Origin of the sequence: Modestobacter sp. VKM Ac-2978 (assembly GCF_026968025.1) — a bacterium.
GTDB lineage: Bacteria > Actinomycetota > Actinomycetes > Mycobacteriales > Geodermatophilaceae > Modestobacter.
Genome location: NZ_JAPVBP010000003.1, coordinates 439,753 through 458,838, shown reverse-complemented (window position 1 = coordinate 458,838; position 19,086 = coordinate 439,753). Strand labels below are relative to the sequence as shown.

Annotated in this window: 20 protein-coding genes; 3 read left to right on the top strand and 17 right to left on the bottom strand. The window is 74.8% G+C overall.

Annotation, left to right across the window (positions count from 1 at the left end; genetic code table 11):
* Position 1: 1 nt before the first annotated feature.
* The 10 genes from O2W53_RS09885 to O2W53_RS09840 all read right to left on the bottom strand — a co-directional run bounded on the left by O2W53_RS09885 (position 2) and on the right by O2W53_RS09840 (position 10,498).
* Positions 2 to 577 carry a TlpA family protein disulfide reductase gene (locus O2W53_RS09885; protein ID WP_269162879.1) on the bottom strand — a complete coding sequence of 192 codons (576 nt, stop codon included), beginning with the start codon at positions 575 to 577 and terminating at the stop codon, positions 2 to 4.
* Positions 570 to 1,205 carry a histidine phosphatase family protein gene (locus O2W53_RS09880; RefSeq protein ID WP_036333148.1) on the bottom strand — a complete coding sequence of 212 codons (636 nt, stop codon included), beginning with the start codon at positions 1,203 to 1,205 and terminating at the stop codon, positions 570 to 572. Before O2W53_RS09880 ends, O2W53_RS09885 begins: the two co-directional genes overlap by 8 nt.
* Positions 1,202 to 2,566, bottom strand: coding sequence for a glutamate-1-semialdehyde 2,1-aminomutase (gene hemL, locus O2W53_RS09875; RefSeq protein ID WP_269162878.1), 1,365 nt, complete (start codon positions 2,564 to 2,566; stop codon positions 1,202 to 1,204). The genes O2W53_RS09880 and hemL overlap by 4 nt, the downstream gene beginning before the upstream one ends.
* An 83-nt stretch (positions 2,567 to 2,649) precedes the next feature.
* Positions 2,650 to 3,648 carry a porphobilinogen synthase gene (gene hemB / locus O2W53_RS09870; RefSeq protein ID WP_269162877.1) on the bottom strand — a complete coding sequence of 333 codons (999 nt, stop codon included), beginning with the start codon at positions 3,646 to 3,648 and terminating at the stop codon, positions 2,650 to 2,652.
* Complete coding sequence (locus O2W53_RS09865; protein WP_269162876.1) at positions 3,645 to 5,204, bottom strand: uroporphyrinogen-III synthase; 1,560 nt, start codon at positions 5,202 to 5,204, stop codon at positions 3,645 to 3,647. Before O2W53_RS09865 ends, hemB begins: the two co-directional genes overlap by 4 nt.
* Before the next feature lie 88 nt (positions 5,205 to 5,292).
* Positions 5,293 to 6,222 carry a hydroxymethylbilane synthase gene (hemC, locus tag O2W53_RS09860; protein ID WP_269162875.1) on the bottom strand — a complete coding sequence of 310 codons (930 nt, stop codon included), beginning with the start codon at positions 6,220 to 6,222 and terminating at the stop codon, positions 5,293 to 5,295.
* 5 nt (positions 6,223 to 6,227) lie between these two features.
* Positions 6,228 to 7,646 (bottom strand): glutamyl-tRNA reductase, encoded by a 1,419-nt coding sequence (locus O2W53_RS09855; protein ID WP_269162874.1) that lies wholly within the window; start codon positions 7,644 to 7,646, stop codon positions 6,228 to 6,230.
* Entirely contained in the window at positions 7,643 to 8,332 is a 690-nt protein-coding gene (locus O2W53_RS09850; RefSeq protein ID WP_269162873.1) for a redox-sensing transcriptional repressor Rex, read from the bottom strand. Before O2W53_RS09850 ends, O2W53_RS09855 begins: the two co-directional genes overlap by 4 nt.
* 257 nt (positions 8,333 to 8,589) lie before the next feature.
* Positions 8,590 to 8,850, bottom strand: a complete 261-nt coding sequence (locus O2W53_RS09845; RefSeq protein ID WP_269162872.1) for a glutaredoxin family protein — start codon at positions 8,848 to 8,850, stop codon at positions 8,590 to 8,592.
* Positions 8,843 to 10,498: a class I adenylate-forming enzyme family protein gene (locus O2W53_RS09840; protein ID WP_269162871.1), complete on the bottom strand. Its 1,656-nt coding sequence runs from the start codon at positions 10,496 to 10,498 to the stop codon at positions 8,843 to 8,845. The genes O2W53_RS09845 and O2W53_RS09840 overlap by 8 nt, the downstream gene beginning before the upstream one ends.
* A gap of 156 nt (positions 10,499 to 10,654) precedes the next feature.
* Here O2W53_RS09840 and O2W53_RS09835 point away from each other — a divergent pair, with 156 nt between their 5' ends.
* Together O2W53_RS09835 and O2W53_RS09830 are read left to right on the top strand one after the other, a co-directional pair.
* Complete coding sequence (locus O2W53_RS09835) at positions 10,655 to 11,323, top strand: sigma-70 family RNA polymerase sigma factor (protein ID WP_269162870.1); 669 nt, start codon at positions 10,655 to 10,657, stop codon at positions 11,321 to 11,323.
* A gap of 78 nt (positions 11,324 to 11,401) precedes the next feature.
* On the top strand, positions 11,402 to 12,313 hold the full coding sequence (locus O2W53_RS09830; protein ID WP_269162869.1) for an HAD family hydrolase: 912 nt from the start codon (positions 11,402 to 11,404) through the stop codon (positions 12,311 to 12,313).
* Between the two features lie 271 nt (positions 12,314 to 12,584).
* Here O2W53_RS09830 and O2W53_RS09825 read toward each other — a convergent pair whose 3' ends face one another.
* The 5 genes from O2W53_RS09825 to proC form a co-directional block, all read right to left on the bottom strand.
* Positions 12,585 to 13,493, bottom strand: a complete 909-nt coding sequence (locus tag O2W53_RS09825; RefSeq protein WP_269162868.1) for a lysophospholipid acyltransferase family protein — start codon at positions 13,491 to 13,493, stop codon at positions 12,585 to 12,587.
* Positions 13,486 to 14,616: an NAD-dependent epimerase/dehydratase family protein gene (locus tag O2W53_RS09820; RefSeq protein ID WP_269162867.1), complete on the bottom strand. Its 1,131-nt coding sequence runs from the start codon at positions 14,614 to 14,616 to the stop codon at positions 13,486 to 13,488. The genes O2W53_RS09825 and O2W53_RS09820 overlap by 8 nt, the downstream gene beginning before the upstream one ends.
* A gap of 10 nt (positions 14,617 to 14,626) precedes the next feature.
* The gene (locus tag O2W53_RS09815) at positions 14,627 to 14,725 is read right to left on the bottom strand and encodes a 30S ribosomal protein bS22 (protein ID WP_012854759.1); all 99 of its coding nucleotides are present in this window, start codon (positions 14,723 to 14,725) and stop codon (positions 14,627 to 14,629) included.
* Positions 14,726 to 15,080: 355 nt separating this feature from the next.
* A complete protein-coding gene (locus tag O2W53_RS09810; RefSeq protein WP_269163062.1) occupies positions 15,081 to 15,419 on the bottom strand; it encodes a helix-turn-helix domain-containing protein in 339 nt (112 codons plus the stop codon).
* A 288-nt stretch (positions 15,420 to 15,707) separates the two neighbouring features.
* Positions 15,708 to 16,538: a pyrroline-5-carboxylate reductase gene (gene proC / locus O2W53_RS09805; protein WP_269162866.1), complete on the bottom strand. Its 831-nt coding sequence runs from the start codon at positions 16,536 to 16,538 to the stop codon at positions 15,708 to 15,710.
* 58 nt (positions 16,539 to 16,596) lie between these two features.
* Between proC and O2W53_RS09800 the strand changes: the two genes are divergently transcribed.
* Positions 16,597 to 17,142, top strand: a complete 546-nt coding sequence (locus tag O2W53_RS09800) for a type 1 glutamine amidotransferase domain-containing protein (RefSeq protein ID WP_269162865.1) — start codon at positions 16,597 to 16,599, stop codon at positions 17,140 to 17,142.
* Positions 17,143 to 17,151: 9 nt separating this feature from the next.
* Here the strand turns inward: O2W53_RS09800 and O2W53_RS09795 are convergent, their stop codons facing one another.
* Together O2W53_RS09795 and O2W53_RS09790 are read right to left on the bottom strand one after the other, a co-directional pair.
* Positions 17,152 to 18,132, bottom strand: coding sequence for a hypothetical protein (locus tag O2W53_RS09795; protein WP_269162864.1), 981 nt, complete (start codon positions 18,130 to 18,132; stop codon positions 17,152 to 17,154).
* Positions 18,132 to 19,076 carry a Ppx/GppA phosphatase family protein gene (locus O2W53_RS09790; protein WP_269162863.1) on the bottom strand — a complete coding sequence of 315 codons (945 nt, stop codon included), beginning with the start codon at positions 19,074 to 19,076 and terminating at the stop codon, positions 18,132 to 18,134. The genes O2W53_RS09795 and O2W53_RS09790 overlap by 1 nt, the downstream gene beginning before the upstream one ends.
* Positions 19,077 to 19,086: the final 10 nt, after the last annotated feature.

Below are 19,086 nucleotides of genomic sequence, written 5' to 3'. Positions count from 1 at the left end.
CTCAGGCCTCCCCGGTCAGCTGGGTGATCACGGTGCGCAGGTCGTCCTGGCGCACAGCACCGGTGTACACCGCTGCGACGCGACCTTCACGGTCCAGCACGATCGTCGAGGGGATGGCGGCGGCCGGGTAGTCGCGGAAGGCCAGCGCCACCTCACCGCGGGGGTCGAACAGCGAGGGGAAGGTGATCCCCTTGCTCTCCAGGAAGGCGTTGGCCAGCTGTTCGGTGTCCTTGACGTTCAGGCCGAGGAACTGGACGCCGTCGTCCCGGACCTCGGTGTAGACCTCCTGGAACTCGGGGCTCTCCACCCGGCAGGGCGCGCACCACGAGCCCCAGAAGTTGAGCACCGCGACGTCCCCGGCCAGCTCGCCGGAGTCGAACTCCCCGCCGTCGAGCAGCGTGCCGGAGAAGCCCGGGGCGCTGGCCCGCTCCCCCTCGGGGATGACCTCGCCGGACGGCGTGCCCGCCACGAAGCGGAACTCACCACCGTTGGTCACGTCCACGGGGTCGTCGCCGGTGCTGCAGCCCGCGGTGAGCACCGCGGCCACCGCCAGCGCCGCCGCCAGTCGGCTACGCACCGGGCACCGCATCGGGGTCGGTGGCCCCGGCCGGCTCGGCGTACTCCAGCCGCACCAGCCGATCGCCGTCGTAGGTGAGCGAGGTGACGCTGGCCAACCCGCACTCCCGCCGTCGCGGGTCGTGCAGGTAGCGACGGCCCTCCAGGTGCAGCCGCACCGTCCAGACGGGGAGCTGGTGGCTCACGCAGACGGCGGCGTGCCCGCGGGCGGCGTCCCGGGCCGTGTCGATCGCACCGAGCATCCGCGCGGCGATCTCCCGGTACGGCTCGCCCCACGACGGCGTCCACGGGTTGCGCAGCCGCCACCAGTTGCCCGGGTGCCGCATCGCCCCGTCACCGACGCCGAAGGTCTTGCCCTCGAAGGAGTTGCCGGCCTCGATCAGCCGCTCGTCCGTGGCGATCTCCAGCCCCAGCGTGTCGGCGATCGGGCGCGCGGTCTGCTGCGCGCGCTCCAGCGGGCTGGCCACCAGGTGGGTGACGTCGCGGTCGGCGAACCAGGCGGCCGCGGTGCGGGCCATGCCCTCGCCGGCCTCGCTCAGCCGGTAGCCGGGCAGCCGGCCGTAGAGCACGCCGGCGGGGTTGTGCACCTCGCCGTGCCGCATCAGGTGGACGACGGTCGTCTCGCTCACGGCTGCAGCTCCAGGGTGTCCTTGGCCTCGGGCGAGGCGGGGCCGCCGGCGGCGGCCGCGGCGGCCGACGCGGCGGCGGGCAGTGCGGCCAGCACGTGGTCGAGCGCCTCGTCGTCCAGGGCGGCGCTGACGAACCACGCCTCGAACGCCGAGGGCGGCAGGTAGACACCGCGGGCGAGCATGGCGTGGAAGAAGGCGGTGTGTGCGGCGACGTCCTGGGTCCGGGCGTCGTCGTAGTCGCGCACCTGGCGCTCGTCCGGGACGAAGAACACCGAGAACATCGAGCCGGCCTGCTGCACCCGGTGCGGCACCCCGGCGGCGAAGAGGGCCGCGCTGGCGGCGCCCCGCAGCAGAGCGGCGACGGAGTCGCAGCGCTCGTACACCTCGTCGGTGCACAGCCGCAGCGTGGTCAGCCCGGCCGCCACCGCGACCGGGTTCCCGGCCAGGGTTCCCGCCTGGTAGACCGGCCCGGACGGGGCCAGCTGGTCCATCACGTCGGCGCGGCCACCGAACGCCGCGGCCGGCATGCCACCGCCCATGACCTTGCCGAAGGTGAACAGGTCGGCGTCCACCGGGTCCAGGCCGTACCAACCGGCGCCGGAGACCCGGAACCCGGTCATCACCTCGTCGACCAGCAGCAGCGCCCCGTGCGCGGCGGTGATCCGGCGCAGGTGGCCGTTGAACCCGTCCAGCGGCGGGACGACACCCATGTTGCCGGCGGCGGCCTCGGTGACCACGCAGGCGATCTGGTCGCCACGCTCGGCGAAGACGGCCTCGACCGCCGCGACGTCGTTGTAGGGCAGCACGATCGTGTCGGCCGCCGCGCCCGTGGTCACGCCCGGGGTGTCGGGCAGGCCGAGGGTGGCGACGCCGGAACCGGCCGAGGCCAGCAGGGCGTCGACGTGCCCGTGGTAGCAGCCGGCGAACTTCACCACCAGCGGCCGGCCGGTGTACCCGCGGGCCAGCCGCACCGCGGAGAGGACCGCCTCGGTGCCGGAGTTGACCAGCCGCACCCGCTCGACCGGGGCCACCCGGGAGACGATCTCCTCCGCCAGCTCGGCCTCCGCGGCGGTGGGGGTGCCGAAGGTGAACCCGTTGCGGGCCGCGGCCGTGACGGCGGCGACGACCTCCGGGTGGGCGTGCCCCAGGATCATCGGGCCCCAGGAGGCCACCAGGTCCACGTAGCGGCGGCCGTCGACGTCGGTCAGCCACGGACCCGAGCCCGAGGCCATGAACCGCGGGGTGCCCCCGACGGCCCGGAACGCGCGCACCGGGGAGTTCACCCCGCCGGGCGTCACCCGACCCGCCCGCTCGAACAGCTCTGCCGACACCGGGGCCTCGTACGGGTAGGGCTCAGTCACGGTCCCACTCTCCCAGGCGCTCCGGTGTCCGCGCCGCTCGCGGGGTGGACGGTGAGCAGCGCCACGCTCAGCTCACGACCGGGTCAGCGCAACCAGCGGGCGGCCTCGACCGCCCAGTAGGTCAGCACCGAACCCGCACCGGCGCGCCGGATCGAGGTCAGCGTCTCCAGGACAGCCCGCTCGCGGTCGACCCAGCCGTTGGCGGCGGCCGCCTCGACCATCGCGTACTCGCCGCTGACCTGGTAGGCGGCCACCGGGACGTCGACGGCGTCGGCCACCCGGGCGATGATGTCCAGGTAGGGCCCGGCCGGCTTGACCATCACCGCATCCGCGCCCTCGGCGATGTCCTGCGCCACCTCGCGCAGCGCCTCGTCGGTGTTCGGCGGGTCCATCTGGTAGGTCGAGCGGTCACCGAACTGCGGCGCACCCTCGGCCGCCTCGCGGAAGGGCCCGTAGAACCCGGAGGCGTACTTGGCGGCGTAGGCCAGGATCGGCGTCTCGGTGTACGCGGCGCTGTCCAGCCCGGCGCGGATCGCCGCGACCTGGCCGTCCATCATCCCGCTCGGGGCGATCACGTGCGCCCCGGCCTGGGCCTGGGCGATCGCGACGGCGGCGTACCGGTCGAGCGTCGGGTCGTTGTCGACGACGCCCGCCGGGGTGACCACGCCGCAGTGCCCGTGGTCGGTGTACTCGCACAGGCACAGGTCGGCCATCAGGACGAGCTCGTCGCCGAGGTCGGCCCGCAGCTGCTGCAGCGCCGCGTTGACCACGCCGTCGGCGGCGTCGGCCTGGGAGCCCACCGCGTCCTTGTCCGCCGGGATGCCGAACAGCATCAGCCCGCTGATCCCGGCCTCGGCCGCCTCGGTGGCGGCCTTCCGCAGCGACTCGGGGCTGTGCTGGACGACGCCGGGCATGGAGCTGATCGGCACCGGCTCGGCGATGCCCTCCTTGACGAACACCGGCAGCACCAGGTCGGCCGGGGACAGCCGGGTCTGCGCCGTCCACCGGCGCATGGCCGGGGTCGAGCGCAGCCGACGACCCCGGGCGAACCCGGGGTTCGTGCCGCCCTGGCCGGAGGTCACTTGGACTCCCCGGCCTCCGCCTCGGCCCGGCGGGCCTGGGCGAACTCGGCGAGCGCGTCGACCAGCGGGCCGACGGCCGCGGTCTCCGGCTGCACGTCCACCCGCAGGCCGAACTCGGTGGCGCTGGCCGCGGTGGCCGGGCCGATCACCGAGACGACGGTGCGGGCGTGCGGCTTGCCCGCGATGCCGACCAGGTTGCGCACGGTCGAGGACGAGGTGAAGCAGACGGCGTCGAAGCCGCCGCCCTTGATCGCCTCGCGCACCGCCGCCGGCGGCGGCGCCGCCCGCACGGTGCGGTAGGCGGTGACGTCGTCGATCTCCCAGCCGCGCTCCTTGAGCCCGGCCGCGAGGGTCTCGGTGGCGATGTCGGCCCGGGGCAGCAGCACCCGGTCGATCGGGTCGAAGACGTCGTCGTACGGCGGGAAGTCGGCCAGCAGGCCCTCGCTGGACTGGTCGCCGCTGGGCACCAGCTCGGGCACGATGCCGAACTCGCGCACCGCGTCGGCGGTCTGCTGCCCGACGCAGGCGACCTTGACCCCGGCGAAGGCGCGGGCGTCCAGGCCGAGCTCGGCGAACTTCTCGCGGACGGCGCGCACCGCGTTGGTCGAGGTGAAGACGATCCAGCCGTAGCGGCCGGTGACCAGGCCCTTGACCGCGCGGTCCATCTGCGCGGGGCTGCGGGGCGGCTCGACGGCGATCGTCGGCACCTCCACCGGCACGGCCCCGTAGGCGCGCAGCCGCTCGCTCATGTCGCCGGCCTGCTCCTTGGTGCGCGGCACCAGCACCCGCCAGCCGAACAGCGGGCGGCTCTCCCACCAGGAGAGCTTGGCGCGCTTGTCGACCACGGCGCCGACGGTGACCACGACCGGCCCGGCCAGGCTGTCCAGCCCGGCGGACTTCTCGGCGACGGCGGCGAGCTTGGCGGCGACGCTCTTCTGCGCCGTCCCGGTGCCCTGGGTGGTGACGACGACCGGGGTGTTGCCGGACAGGCCGCCGTCGAGGAGGCCGGCCGCGGCGGTGGCCACCTGGTCGGCGTCAGCCTGCAGCACCAGCGGGCTGCCGGTGCCGGTCGCGGCGGCGGCGAGCGCCGCCAGGTCGACCTGGGCGTCCAGGGTGCGCAGGTCGGCCTGGACCGAGCTGGCACCCAGCGGGACACCGGCGTAGGCGGGCACGGCGGTGCCGATCGCGACGCCGGGGACGACGTCGAACGCGACGCTGGTGCGGGTGACCGCCAGCGCCTCCTTGACCACGGCGTCGCTGGTGAACGGGTCACCGGCGATCAGCCGGACGACGACGCTGCCGTTCTTGGCCGCGGCCACCGCGGACTTGGCCACCTCGGCCGGCTCGCCGCTGACCGTGGTCAGCTCGAGGTCCGGGTGGGCCTCCAGCAGCGCCTCGCGGACGGCGGCGGAGACCTCGGGGTCGGCCAGCACCGTGTCGGCGCCGGCGATCGCGGCGCTGGCCCGGACGGTCAGCAGCTCCGGGTCACCGGGCCCGGCGCCCACGAAGACCACCGTGCCCTTGCCGTTGCCGTTCTGCTTGCGTGAGCGCGTCATCGCGTGCTCCTGTTCCTGCCCCGGGAGGGGGTCGCTGCGGGTGGTACGGGACGGATGGGGCGGGGGGCGTGGCCCCCGCGGGGGGCGGTCACCGGCTGGCTGCCATCAGCGCAGCCGCGCCGCGGTCCAGCAGCTCGGCGGCCAGCTCGCGCCCCAGGGACTCGGCCGCGACGGCCGGCCCGGTGATCGAGCTCCGGACGCCGTCGCTGCCGTCGAGGGCGGTGACCGACGCGCGCAGGTAGAGCTCCGCGGCGCCGTCCTCGTCCTCGGCGAGCTCGGCGTGTGCGGCCACCGGGGCGCTGCACCCGGCCTCCAGCGCGGCGAGCACCGCACGCTCGGCCGCCACGCACGCCCGGGCCGTGGGGTCGTCGAGCACGGCGAGCAGCTCACGCACGCGGGTGTCGTCGGCGCGGCACTCGACGGCGAGGGCACCCTGCGCCGGGGCGGGGAGCACCTGGATCGGGTCGAGCACCTCGGTCACCGCCGACAGCCGGTCCAACCGGGCCAGACCGGCCCGGGCCAGGACGACGGCGTCCAGGTCCCCGGAGGTGACCCGGCCCATCCGGGTGTCGACGTTGCCGCGGATCGGCACGATCTCCAGGCCGAGGCCCAGGGCGCGCAGCTGGGCCACCCGGCGGGGGGCACCGGTGCCGATCCGGGAGCCGGCGGGCAGCTCCCCGAGGCTGAGGCCGTCACGGGCGACGAGCACGTCGCGGGGGTCCTGCCGCGGCGGGACGGCGGCCACGGTCAGGCCGGGGCTCGGCGAGGTCGGCAGGTCCTTGAAGCTGTGCACGGCGAGGTCGACGGTGCCCTGCTGCAGGGCGTCGCGCAGGGCCGTGACGAAGACCCCGGTGCCGCCGAGCTGGTTGATCGCCTCGGTGGACCGGTCGCCGTAGGTGCTGATGTGCACCAGCTCGACCGGCACGCCGGTGGCCGCGGTGAGCGCGTCGGCGACGTGCTGGGACTGGGTGAGCGCCAGCTGGCTCGCCCGGGTGCCCAGCCGCAGCGGCGACTCCACGCCGGTCACGCGGCGCCGCCGGTGCGCCCGTCGCGGGTGGCGTCGATCCGCGGGTCCAGCGCCGACAGCGGGGTGCCGGCCGGCAGCTCGGGGTCGACGGTGACCGCGTCGGAGAGGCTGGTGCGCTCCCCGTCGGTGACACCGGACAGCCCCAGTCCGAACAGCGCACGCAGCGCGTCGGCGTAGTCGGTGCCGCCGGGGGCACCGGCCAGCTCCTTCACCCGGACGGTGGGCTCGTGCAGCAGCTTGTCGACCACCCGGCGGACGGTGCGGGCGATCTCGCTGCGCGCCTTGGCGTCCAGGTCGGGCAGGCGCGTGGACAGCCGGAGCAGCTCGGCGTCGACCACCTCGGCGGCCTGGCTGCGCAGCGCCGAGACGGTCGGGGCCACCGCGGCGGCCTGCCGCTCGGCGCGCAGCAGCGAGGTCTCCAGCTCGACCAGGGCGTGCGCGGCGGCGATGTCGTCGGCGGCGACGGAGCCGGCGACCGGCTGGCCGGGGTGCGCGGCGCGCTCCCCCTGCAGCATCGCCAGGTCCACGACGTGCACGCCGGGCAGGCCGCCGACCGAGGCGTCGACGTCGCGCGGGAGCGCGAGGTCGACGATCACCAGCGGCCGCCCGGCCCGCCCGAGGAGGGCCTCCTCGACCAGGTCGGTTCCGATCACGGTGCCGGTGGCGCCGGTGCAGGTGACCAGGACGTCGGCCGCAGCGAGCTCGTCGGGCAGCTGCTCGAGGTCGGCCTGCCGGCCGCCGATCGACTCGGCCAGGCGGGCGGCGCTGGCCGGCGTCCGGCTGCTGACGGTGACCGCCGCGCCCCGCCGGGCCAGGGTGGTCGCGGCCAGGGCGCCCATCGAACCGGCACCAACCACCAGCACCGGGCGGTCGGCGAGCTCACCGAGGGTCTCCGACACCCGGTCCAGGGCGACCGAGACCAGGGAGGCCCCGGCCCGGTCGATGCCGGTCTCGGCGTGCACGCGCTTGCCCACGCGCAGCGCCCGCTGGGCGATCGGGTGCAGCTCGCGCCCGACCGTGCCCTCCTCCTGGGCGAGGGCGTAGGCGGCGCGCAGCTGCCCGAGCACCTGGGTCTCACCGACGACCATCGAGTCCAGGCCCGCGGCGACGGTGCACAGGTGCCCGATCGCCTGGTCCTCGTAGTAGACGGTGACGTACGGGGAGAGCTCCTCCACCGTCGCGCCGGCGTGCCGGGCGAGCACCCGGCTGACGTCGGTGATCCCGCCGTGGAAGCGGTCGACCTCGGCGAACACCTCGATCCGGTTGCAGGTGGCCAGCACGATGGCCTCGGAGACGTGGTCGCTCTCGACCAGCTCGTGCAGGGTCTTGACCTTGTCGTCGCCGGTCATGCTCACCTGCTCGAGCAGGGCCACCGGCGCCGTCTGGTGGCTGATGCCGACCGCGAGCAGGCTCATCGGGCGACCCCCTGGGCGGCCCGCAGCGGGGCCAGCAGCGGCGGCGTCCCGTCGCGCTGCTGGTCCAGGAAGGCCAGCACCTGCAGCTCCACGGACAGGTCGACCTTGCGGACGTCGACACCCGCAGGGACCGTCAACGCCACCGGCGCGAAGTTCAAGATGCTCCTCACCCCGACCGAGACGAGTCGGTCGCAGACCGACTGGGCCACCTCGGCCGGTGTCGTGATGACGCCGATCGTCGCGTGGGTCTCGGCAACGACGGCCTCCAGCTCCTGGACCGGGCGGACCTGGAGGCCGCCGACCCGGTGCCCGACCGTCGCGGGATCGGTGTCCAGCAGGCCGACGAACTCGAAGCCCCGGCTGGCGAACCCGGCGTAGTCGGCCAGCGCAGACCCCAGCCGGCCGATCCCGATGAGCACACAGGGCCGGGAGCGCTCCCCACCGAGGGCGTCGGTGAGCCGGTCCCGCAGGCCCGAGACCGAGTAGCCGACCCCGCGGACGCCACAGGGACCGAGGTAGGACAGGTCCTTGCGCAGACCGGCGGGGTTCACCCCGGCCGCCGAGGCGAGCTCCCCGGAAGAGACGTGACTGCGACCGCCGTCGGCGAGACCGGCCAGCACCCTCAGGTACACGGCCAACCGGGCAACGGTGGCCTCCGGGATGATCCGGGGCCGCGACTGGGGCACGGGCAGACTCCACAGCGATCCGAACGCACTCCCGGACGGGCCGGGGACGATCGGGGGGACTCAGACAGGTCAGGGAGACGGGCACGTCGGCACCCGGCAAACGCCACGGTAACCGCTTGTGAACGCCTGAACAAAGTCGCCGAGACCGTCCGTGCAGGTCGCAGCCGTCCGCTGTGGTGAGGACCACGCCTCAGGAACCCCCGTACGGGTACCCCCAGCATCTCACCGGCCGCCCGCGCCGTCCCATCCGGGGCGGGTCAGTGCGGCGCGGGGATGCCCAGGTCGCGGCGGAGCCGCGGGACGTCGACGGTGAAGTGGCTGTGCTCCCGGCCGTCCAGCAGGACCACCGGCACCCGGTCGCCGTACTCGATCCGCAGCTCCGGGTCAGAGTCGACGTCGACCAGCGAGACGCCCAGGCCGGCCTCCCCGGCGATCCGGGTCAGCGTCTCCGCGGCGATGACGCACAGGTGACAGCCCTCGCGGCTCAGCAGCTGCAGCCGGGGCGCCGGCTCAGTCATCGGAGGCCTCCGCGGCCGACTGCTCGGCGTCCACCGCGGCCGCGGCCCGCTCCAGCCCCAGCTCGCGGAGCCGGGCCCGGCTGACCTTGCCGGCCAGGGAGTGCGGCAGCTCGGGGACGAAGTGGACGGCCACCGGGACCTTGAACCGAGCCAGCGACCGGCCGGCGTGCTCGCGCAGCTGCGCCTCCGTCACCTCCGCGCCGGGGGTGCGGACGACGACGGCGTGCACCGCCTCGCCGCTGCGCTGGTCCGGCACGCCGATCACCGCGCTCTCGGCCACCCCGGGGTGCTCGCCCAGCACCCGCTCCACCTCGCCCGGGTAGACGTTGAAGCCGCTGACCAGCACCAGGTCCCGGCGCCGGTCGACCAGCTTGAGGTCGCCCTGGGCGTCGCGGTAGGCGATGTCGCCGGTGAGCAGCCAGCCGTCGGCGTCCGGGCCGTCGGCCCCGTCGGGCCAGTAGCCGCCGAACAGGTTGGGGCCGCGCACGCAGATCTCCCCGGTCTCCCCGTCGGCGTCCTCGTCGCCGAACGGGTCGCCCCAGACGTCGGCACGCACCCGGCTGCCCGGGTCCGGCCCGGCGGTCGGCCCGCCCGCGGTGTCCCGCAGCACCAGCTCCACACCGGGCAGCGGACCGCCGATGCACTCCGGCTTCGCCCGCCCGGTGGCCAGCGTGCTGGCCAGCACCGGGGCGGCCTCGGTCAGCCCGTAGCCCTCCCAGACCGTCACCGCGGCGCGGGTGCGCATGGCCTCGAAGAGCGCACCGGGCATCGGCGCGGCACCGCAGCTCGCCGTGCGCACGGCGGCGAACCCGCGGCGGAGCACGGCGTCACTGCCCGCCGCGTCGGCCACCGCCAGCCACGCGGCGTACATCGGCGGGGCACCCGGCACCGCCGACACCTCCTCGGCGGCCATCAGCGCCAGGGACCCCGCCGGGTCGAACTCGTCCAGCAGCACCGCACAGGCACCGGTGGCCGCGACCAGGCCCCAGCCGCTGTTGAAGCCGTAGACGTGGAACAGCGGCAGGGTCAGCAGCACCCGGTCGCCGGTGCGCACCGGCGGCGGCTGGAGCGCCAGGCACTGCTGCTGGTTGGCCAGCAGCGCGGCGTGGGTGAGCATCGCGCCGCGGGGCCGCCCGGTGGTGCCGCTGGTGTAGGCCAGCAGGGCCAGCGCGTCCGGGTCGTCCGGATCGGCCGGCGGCGGACCGTCGGCTGCCGGGGGACCGACGCACACCGGGACGCCGCCCAGCTCCGACCGCTCCCCCGCCACCACGAGCAGCCGGGCACCGGAGTCGGCGAGCAGGTGGGAGACCTCCGGGTCGGTGTAGGCGGTGTTGACCGGGACGACGACCAGCCCGGCCCGCAGCGCACCCATCACCGCGATCACCCAGTCCACGCCGTTGGGCAGCTGCACCGCCACCCGGTCACCGGCGTCCAGTCCGCGCTCGAGGTACCCCGCGGCCGCCCGGTCGGTCAGGGCGTCGACCTCCGACCAGGTCAGCCGGCGTTCGCCGTGGAGCAGCGCCGGCGCGTCGCCGTGGCCCGCGGCCGCGCGGCGGACGAGTGCGGAGAAGGAGCGCACCGCACCGTCCTGCTCGTGGCCCTCCTGCAGGTGTCCGGCCTGCTCGTGCGGTTCTCGTTCGACCGGCACGACGGACCTCCGCGGGGACAGCAGCCGTCTCGGACGGCGGGGACGTGGACGCAGCGGCACGATGTTGTCACCATGGGCGGCGGACCGCACCGTCCGTGGCTGCGTGGCGCCCGAGCAGCTCAGCTCGGCAGGGATGTGAGGAGGTCCGACAGCGGCATGACCCGCCTCCCCTCCGTCGCGTCCCCGGCCGTCACGTCTCCCGCCGTCGCGTCCCCGACGCCATCGCCGGTCGTCCCCCGGCCGCGCCGGGGTGGCGATCCGACCCCGGCCGAGGCCGAGGTCTGGGCGCTCGTGGGCCGGGCGCAGGCCGGTGACGCGGACGGGTTCGGGCAGCTCTACGACCGGTACGCCGACGTCGTCCACCGTTACGTGTCCCGCCGGGTCGCCGACCAGGCCACGGCGGAGGACCTCACCAGCGAGACGTTCGCGCGCGCCCTGCGCCGGATCGACTCACTCACCTTCCAGGGGCCGGACGTCGGAGCCTGGCTGATCAGCATCGCCCGCAACATCGCGCTGGACCACGTGAAGAGCGGCCGGCACCGGCTGGAGGTCCTCACCGCCGACATGCGGGACGCGGACCGGGCGACCGACGGCCCCGAGGACGCCGTGCTGCAGCGGTTGGCGAACGTGGACCTGCTGGCCGGCGTCCGGCTGCTGTCCGCCGACCAGCGGCAGTGCGTGGTGCTGCGCTTCTTCCAGGGGCTGTCGGTGGCCGAGACGGCCACGGCCATGGGCCGCAAGGACGGCGCGGTGAAGGCGCTGCAGCACCGGGCGGTGCGCCGACTGGCCGCACTGCTGCCCGACGGACCGGCCACGGGAGGGTGACCCGGCGATAGGGTCGCGGTGACGGTCAGCGAGGTGGCGGTCGACGACGTCGGCGCGACACCGGGGAGGTGGTGCGGGATGGCCGGAGTGCCCTTCCGGGGCCGGAGGGCGCGCACCCCGGTCGAGCTGGAGGACGACGAGGCCCGCGCGCTCGTCGCCGGCGCCGCCTCGGCCGCCGCGGCGGAGACCGAGGCCACCGCCCCCGCGCCCGATCGCACGGCAGCGGCGTTCTTCGACGTCGACAACACGATGATGATGGGCGCCTCGCTCTTCTGGTTCGCCCGCGGCCTGGCCGCCCGCAAGTACTTCACCAGCCGCGACGTCGCCTCGTTCGTCTGGCAGCAGGCCAAGTTCCGGGTCGCCGGGAGCGAGAGCGCGACCGACATGCACACCGTCCGGGACAACGCCCTGGCGTTCGTCGCCGGCCGCGAGGTGCAGGAGATCGTCGACGCCAGCGAGGAGATCTACGACGAGCTGATGGCCGACCGCATCTGGTCGGGCACCCGCAACCTCGCCCAGCAGCACCTGGACGCCGGCCAGCGGGTCTGGCTGGTCACCGCCACCCCGGTCGAGCTCGCCTCGATCATCGCCCACCGCCTCGGCCTGACCGGCGCGCTGGGCACCGTCTCCGAGATCGTCGACGGCCGCTACACCGGCCGACTGGTCGGCGAGATGATGCACGGGGAGTCCAAGGCGCAGGCCGTCCGGGCGATCGCCGAGCGGGAGGGCCTCGACCTGGCCCGCTGCACCGCCTACAGCGACTCGACCAACGACCTGCCCATGCTGACCCTGGTCGGCACCGCGGTCGCGGTGAACCCGGACTCCGAGCTGCGCGCCGTCGCCCGCTCCCGCGGCTGGACCGTCAAGGACTACCGGACCGGCCGCAAGGCCGCCAAGATCGGCGTCCCCACCGTGGGCGCGGCCGCCCTCTCCGGCGGCGTCGTCGGCGGCTTGCTGGCGCTGCGCCGCCGCAGCCTCTGGCCGTTTTGATGGCGATCCTCCGGATCGCATCGCGGCCAACTGCCGTGCCCGGTCTGCGCTGAGCCGTTTGCCGGCTCACCTCGGGGGGCCCTGCGGGCCCCCGCTCGGTGTGCCCGCGACTTCGTCGCGTCTCCTGCTCCGCCAGTCGGGTGCCGTGCCCGACCGGCGCTGAGCCGCTTCCTGCACTTCCTCTGGGGGCCTTCGGCCCCCGTCGTCGCGCCCGGCTGCGCCGGATGTCGAGTCTGGTCGGCTTTCGGCTGGTCAGCTGGTCAGTTGGTGGTCAGCTGAAGACGCTGCGTCTTTGGAGGAGGAGGCGGTAGAGGGAGTGCTGGATGGTCTCGCGGACCTGGTCGGTCAGGTTGAAGACGACCATCGGGTCGTCGGCGGCCGCGGGCCCGTAGGACGCGGTCTCGATCGGCTCGCCGAAGGCGATGAACCACTTCGACGGCAGCGGGACCGCACCCAGCGGGCCCAGCAGCGGGAAGGTCGGGGTGATCGGGAAGTAGGGCAGGCCGAGCAGTCGGGCGGCGGTGCGGGCGTTGCCGATCATCGGGTAGATCTCCTCGGCCCCCACGATCGCGCACGGCACGATCGGGGTGCCGGTGCGCAGCGCGGCGCTGACGAAGCCGCCGCGACCGAACCGCTGCAGGGTGTACCGCTCGTGGAACGGCTTGCCGACGCCCTTGAAGCCCTCGGGGAAGACCCCGACCAGCTCCCCGCCGGACAGCAGCCGCTCGGCGTCCTCGTTGCAGGCCAGGGTGACGCCCAGCTTCCGTGCCAGGGACCCGATGAAGGGGACCTGGAACACCAGGTCGGCACCGAGCAGCCGGAGCCGGCGGGCCGCCGGGTGCTCGTCGTGCAGCGCCACCGTGGCCATCAGCGCGTCGACCGGCACGGTGCCCGAGTGGTTGGCCACCACCAGGGCGCCCCCGACGTCCGGCACGTTCTCCAGCCCCTGGGTCTCCACCCGGAACCAGCGGTGGAACAACGGCCGGAGCCCCGGGAGCAGGAGGTGGTCGGTGAGGTCGGGGTCGAAGCCGAACTCGTCGGTGTCGTACTCGCCGATCAGCCGGCGGCGCAGGAACTCCAGACCCCCGGCCAGCTGCTCGTCCCAGCCCGGCGGGGTCGCCGGGGGCGGCGGGGGCGGGTCGTCGTCGGGGCGCAGGGGGATCACCCGGGCCTCAGGCATCGCGCACCGCCCGCAGGCCCGGCACCGAGGGCGCAGCGCGGCGGCGTCTTACGGTGACGCTGCCGAGAGCGCCCTGCACGGCGTGCACGCCACCGGCGACGGAGCCGAGCACGGTCCGCGCGGAGGCGGCGACGTCATCGACGAGCTCGGCACGGACGACCGGGGGCAGGCTGCGCCCGTAGTCGGCGAGGGCCTCGGCGGTGCTGTACTGCGGCTCGTAGCCGAACTCCTCGCGCAGCACCTGGGTGTCGATGACCCGGCCGAAGTTCAGGAAGCGCATCTGCTCCGGCGACCAGTCGACCAGGCGGGCCCAGCGGGTCGTCCGGCCGAGGGAGCCCATCGCGGCCTCCGGCAGGGGCAACGCGACACGGCCGAGCCGGCGGATCGCCTGGGAGAGCAGGACCGTGCCGTCGGCACCGACGTTCGCGGTGCCGACGAAGTCGCCGGTGGCGGCGCGCGTGAGCACGGCCACGGCGTCGTCCTCGTGGAGGAGCTGCAGCCGGGCGTCGTGCCCCAGGGCGGTGGGGACGACGGGCATCCGGAGGAACCCGGACAGCAGCGAGTCGATCCGCGGGCCGATGAGGTTGGTGAACCGCAGCAACGCGACACCCACGTCGGGGCGGCGACGGGCGAAGGCGCGGACGTACCCCTCGATGTCGAGGCTGTCCTTGGCGAAGCCGCCACCGGGCACCCGCCGGGCCTGCATGGTCTCGGTGAAGACCGCAGGGTCCCGGGAGCTGGCGCCGTAGACCGCGCTGGTGCTCTTCAGGACCAGTCGGCGGACCGCGGCAGACCGTTGACAGGCAGCCAGCAGCTGCATGGTGCCGATGACGTTGAGCTCCTTCATCGACACCCGCCCCCCGGCACCGGCCGGTGTGGCGCTGATGTTCATGTGCACGACGGTGTCCACCGACGCCGACTCGATCACCTTCCCGATCAACGGGCTGCGGATGTCGGCGCGGACGAACTCGGTGCGACCGAGGCGACGCAGCACCTCGGGGGCCGGGGGGACGGTGTCCACCCCGATGACCCGGGTGATCGCCGGGTCAGCAGCGAGCTCGGCCGCCAGCGCGCCGCCCAGCCACCGGCTGACGCCAGTGACGAGGACGACCGCGGGCGGCACGAGCGTCAGCTCACTTCTTGTTGCGCCGCTGGACGCGGGTCTTCTTGAGCAGCTTGCGGTGCTTCTTCTTCGCCATCCGCTTGCGGCGCTTCTTGATGACAGAACCCATGTCCCGCTCCCGACGTCGTCTTCGCTCGGCGGCCGGGGGTGGTGACCGGGGTGGTCACGCGGATCCGTGGTCCGGGCGCCGGGCGAGGTGATCAGCTCGTGCGCGGCCCGCCCCAGGGGGGTGGCACCGCTCAGCACCCGAGACTACCCGGCGGGTGCCCCCGAGCGGGAACGCCCGCCCGGCGAGGTGCCGGAGAGCCGCCTCACGCGCTCCCACCGCGGACGTGCGAGCGGTGGGTGGCGCGAGGGTCAGGCCTTCGTCCCGGGCCCCGCCTGAGCGGGTGACGTGCTGGAACGGCTCCGCTGCAGGGCCCCGCCACGAGGTGCGAGTAGCGGGGGGCAGCAGGGTCCTTCGCTCAGGCGATGTCGGTGTAGGCGTCGCGCAGGTACTCGTGCACGGCGCGCTCGGGCACCCGGAAGGAACGGCCGACGCGGACGGCGGCGAGCTCCCCGCCGTGGACGAGCCGGTAGACGGTCATCTTGGAGACGCGCATCAGGGCGGCGACCTCGGCGACGGTCAGGAACGAGACGGCGGCGCGGGGCGCCGGCACGGCGGCCGGGCGACCGAGCGGCATCGAGGCCGGGTGGGCGGCGGGGACCGGGCGGGCCATCGAGGCGGCCGAGATGGGCCGGCCCATCTGGCGGGGCATCGGGACACCCGGACGGACGGTCTGGACGGCGGCGCGCTGGGGCATGGTCACGTGGATCATCTCCGGTTCTCAGCTCCATGTGCGGCCACCGGCTTCCCCACCGGCGAACAGAACGCTCATGTGCTGGAACAGAGCGTAAGGGGACCGGAGTGACAGAAGCGATGGGTGAAACGAACAGGCGGACCGGTCCGTCCTGGGCACAAGTGGACAGAAACACCGCGTGACACACCCGTCACGGCGTGTTGTCCCCAAGTCGACAAGCTCCACAGGGGCCGTTCTCCACAGATTTCTGTGGAAAACCACATGCGTGTGATTCAGCCCGGCGTCAGCGGGTCAGGAGGTGCGGCCGAGCTCCACCGAACGCTGGTGCGCCGCCTCGATCGCGGCGATCAGCGCAGCCCGCACGCCGTGCCGCTCCAGTTCCCGGATGGCGGCGATCGTCGTCCCGCCGGGGCTGGTGACCGCCTCGCGCAGCTGGACCGGGTGCTCTCCGGAGTCACGCAGCATGACCGCCGCGCCGTAGGCGGTCTGCACGATCAGGTCGGCGGCGACCGTGCGGGGCAGCCCGAGCAGGATGCCGGCGTCGATCATCGCCTCGACCAGGAAGAAGAAGTAGGCCGGTCCGCTGCCCGACAGCGCGGTCACGGCGTCCTGCTGGCTCTCCGGCACCCGGCGCACCTGCCCCACCGGCAGCAGGAGCGCCTCCGCCTCGTCCAGGTGCGCCTCGGTCGCGTGCGCCCCGGCCGAGAGCACGCTCATCCCGGCGTCGACCAGCGCCGGGGTGTTGGGCATGACCCGCACCACCGGGGTGCCGGCCGGCAGCGCCGCCTCGACCCGGCTGGTGGGCACCCCCGCCGCCACCGAGACCACCAGGTGCTCCTGGGTCACGTGCGGGCCCAGCGCCGCCAGCAGCGTGTCGATGTCCTGCGGCTTCACGGCCAGCAGCAGCACCCTCGCCCGGGCGGCCGCCCCGGCGAGGTCGGTGGTGCCGACGCCGTACCGAGCCGCCAGCTCGGCCGCCCGCTCCGGGCTGCGCTCGACGACCAGGAACTCCCGCCCGTCCCCCGCCTGGCGGACCAGGCCGGCGAGCAGCGCCTCACCGATCTTGCCGCCACCGATGACGGCCAGCCGTGCGTCGGGACCCGCGTGCCCTGCATAGATCATGTCCGCGACCGTAGTGCCCGGGCGTGTGCGTCCGGAGGTGCCGGGGTAGCGGTCCGCCATGTCCGGAGAACTGAACGGCAAGCGAGTGGCCGTGCTCGCCACCGACGGCGTCGAGCAGGCAGAGCTGGACCAGCCGTGGCAGGCGCTGGTGGACGCCGGCGCCCGGCCGGAGCTCATCGGGCTCGAGGCCGGCACCCTCACCGCCTACCAGCACATCGACAAGGGCGACACCAAGGACGTCGACGTCGCGGTGTCCGACGCCGACCCCGGCAGCTACGACGCGCTCGTGCTGCCCGGCGGCGTGATCAACGGCGACTTCGTGCGCGCTGACCAGGGGGCCGTCCGGTTCGTGAAGGCCTTCTTCGACGCCGGCAAGCCGGTGGCTGCCATCTGTCACGCCCCGTGGGTGCTCGCCGAGGCCGACGTCGTCCGCGGCCGCCGGATGACCTCGTGGCCCTCCCTGCAGACCGACTTGCGCAACGCGGGCGCCGAGTGGGTCGACGAGGAGGTCGTCGTCGACGGCAACCTGACCACCAGCCGCAACCCCGACGACCTGCCGGCGTTCGGGCGCACCCTCGTCGAGCAGATCGCCGCTGCGGGCTGACCGGGCAGGTCAGCTGCCGGCGAGGAGGCCCGCGGCCGGGGCGATCACCAGCACCGTCCCGGCCAGCAGCAGCACCGCCAGCAACGGGACCGGCAGCGCACCCTGACCACGGCGCTGCCGGTACGCCGCCACTCCGGCGACCAGACCGGTCACCGTCACCGGGGCCGCGACCAGGGCGACGTAGGGCAGCAGCTCCCACAGCACGGTGAAGGCGAAGTAGACGCCGATGCCGGCGGCCAGCGCGACCACCATCTCGCCGGCGAACCGCGCCCAGGCCAGCACGCTCTCCCGGCCGGTCAGCGGCTCCTCGTCGGCCTTGGCGGCCTCACCCCTGGCCGCCTCGGCCTGCGCCGCGGAGACGACCGGGATCGGGCCGGTGACCGGGTGGTCGGCGCCGCGCCGCCCCGCGCCGGTGGCGCCCCGGGCCGTCGCCCCCGTGGAGCCCGTCGGCGCGGACCTGCTGTGCGTGGAGGTCGGGCTCGACGAGGTCGTCGGGGCCGCCGCCGGGATGGCGGCGGTGGAGGGCCCGGTACCGAAGAGCGGTTCTGCACCCGGTCCGGTCGGGGCGGCATCGGACTTCCGCCGACCGGTGCGTACCGCGGGGGGCGCCTCGTCCGCGCGCCCGGCCGCCGGCCGGGCCGACGCCGGGGCGGCCGGCGGTGTATGGGGGCTCAGCAGCCCGGCTGCCGGCCGCGCCTTCGGCTCGGGAGCCGGGGTCCAGACCGGGACCGACGGCGCGCGCTCCGGGGAGCGGGGCGGGGTGGCGGAGCGGCCGTTCGGCGTGGCCGAGGGCGAGCGCACCGGCGCCTCCGCCCGCGATGACCCCGTGCCGGTGTCCACCCGCGCCGAACGGCCGGTGGACTCGACGTCGCCGTTGGGTTGCCGTCGACGGCCGGGGCGGGTGCCGAGCTCGCTCTCCAGACCGTGCTCGCGCAGGATCTCGGCGAGCGAGCGGACGCTGTACTCCCCTGACGGGTTGGGCTGCGTCATCACGCTCCTTCCAGCTGGTCCAGGCGCCGCAGGATGACGCCCTCACGCAGCGCCCACGGGCAGATCCGCACGAACGGTACGTCCACCGACCGCATCGCGGCCTGCGCCACGACGGCACCGGCCGGGACCTGGTGCGCCCGGGCCGCAGACACCCCCTGCAGCTCGGCCAGCGCCGTGCACTCGATCCGGGAGACGAAGCCGAGCACCTGGGCCAGCCCGGTGGCGGTCAGCTCGCGCGGGGCGCGCAGCCCGGCGGCCGACGGAGCCGCGCCGGCCAGCCGGGCCAGCGTCCGGAAGGTCTTGGACGTGGCGGCCACCAGGTCCGGCGGGCCGGCGTCACGCAGCTTCCTGCCGACCGGGGCCAACACGTCGGTGGCGTGGTCGGCGAGCTCTGCCAGCGCGGACAGGTCGGGCCGGCTCCCGGTCTCGGCGTCGGGCAGGAACCGGCGGGTCATCCGGCCGGCGCCCAGCGGGACCGACAGCGCGACGTCGGGGTCCTCGTCGACACCGGTGGCCAGCTCGAGCGAGCCGCCGCCGATGTCGAGCACCAGCAGCCGCCCGGCGCTCCAGCCGAACCACCGCCGCACGGCGAGGAAGGTCAGCCGGGCCTCGTCCTCGCCGGTGAGCACCTGCAGGTCGACGCCGGTCTGCTCGCGGACCCGGCGGAGGACCGCAGCCCCGTTCTCCGCATCGCGGATCGCCGAGGTGACGAAGGCCAGCAGCTCGTCACAGCGCTGCTCGGCCGCCTGCTGCTTCGCCTTCTGCACCGCGTGCAGCAGGCCCTTCTCCCCCGCCTTGGACAGCTTGCCGTCGGCGCCGACGTGCTCGGCGAGCCGGAGCACGGAGCGGTCGTCGTGCATCGGCGTGGGGTGGGCACCGCGGTGCGCGTCCACCACCAGCAGGTGCACGGTGTTCGAGCCGACGTCCAGCACCCCGAGTCGCATGCCCGAGAGT

What these genes read in the sequence shown, in the direction of transcription:
- proC (WP_269162866.1), bottom strand. Translation starts at nt 16,538, where the DNA reads ATGATCTATGCAGGGCACGCGGGTCCCGACGCACGGCTGGCCGTCATC.
- O2W53_RS09810 (WP_269163062.1), bottom strand. Translation starts at nt 15,419, where the DNA reads ATGCCCCAGCGCGCCGCCGTCCAGACCGTCCGTCCGGGTGTCCCGATG.
- O2W53_RS09790 (WP_269162863.1), bottom strand. Translation starts at nt 19,076, where the DNA reads ATGCGACTCGGGGTGCTGGACGTCGGCTCGAACACCGTGCACCTGCTG.
- O2W53_RS09795 (WP_269162864.1), bottom strand. Translation starts at nt 18,132, where the DNA reads ATGACGCAGCCCAACCCGTCAGGGGAGTACAGCGTCCGCTCGCTCGCC.
- O2W53_RS09800 (WP_269162865.1), top strand. Translation starts at nt 16,597, where the DNA reads ATGTCCGGAGAACTGAACGGCAAGCGAGTGGCCGTGCTCGCCACCGAC.
- O2W53_RS09865 (WP_269162876.1), bottom strand. Translation starts at nt 5,204, where the DNA reads ATGACGCGCTCACGCAAGCAGAACGGCAACGGCAAGGGCACGGTGGTC.
- O2W53_RS09835 (WP_269162870.1), top strand. Translation starts at nt 10,655, where the DNA reads ATGACCCGCCTCCCCTCCGTCGCGTCCCCGGCCGTCACGTCTCCCGCC.
- O2W53_RS09855 (WP_269162874.1), bottom strand. Translation starts at nt 7,646, where the DNA reads ATGAGCCTGCTCGCGGTCGGCATCAGCCACCAGACGGCGCCGGTGGCC.
- O2W53_RS09825 (WP_269162868.1), bottom strand. Translation starts at nt 13,493, where the DNA reads ATGCCTGAGGCCCGGGTGATCCCCCTGCGCCCCGACGACGACCCGCCC.
- O2W53_RS09815 (WP_012854759.1), bottom strand. Translation starts at nt 14,725, where the DNA reads ATGGGTTCTGTCATCAAGAAGCGCCGCAAGCGGATGGCGAAGAAGAAG.
- O2W53_RS09845 (WP_269162872.1), bottom strand. Translation starts at nt 8,850, where the DNA reads ATGACTGAGCCGGCGCCCCGGCTGCAGCTGCTGAGCCGCGAGGGCTGT.
- O2W53_RS09830 (WP_269162869.1), top strand. Translation starts at nt 11,402, where the DNA reads ATGGCCGGAGTGCCCTTCCGGGGCCGGAGGGCGCGCACCCCGGTCGAG.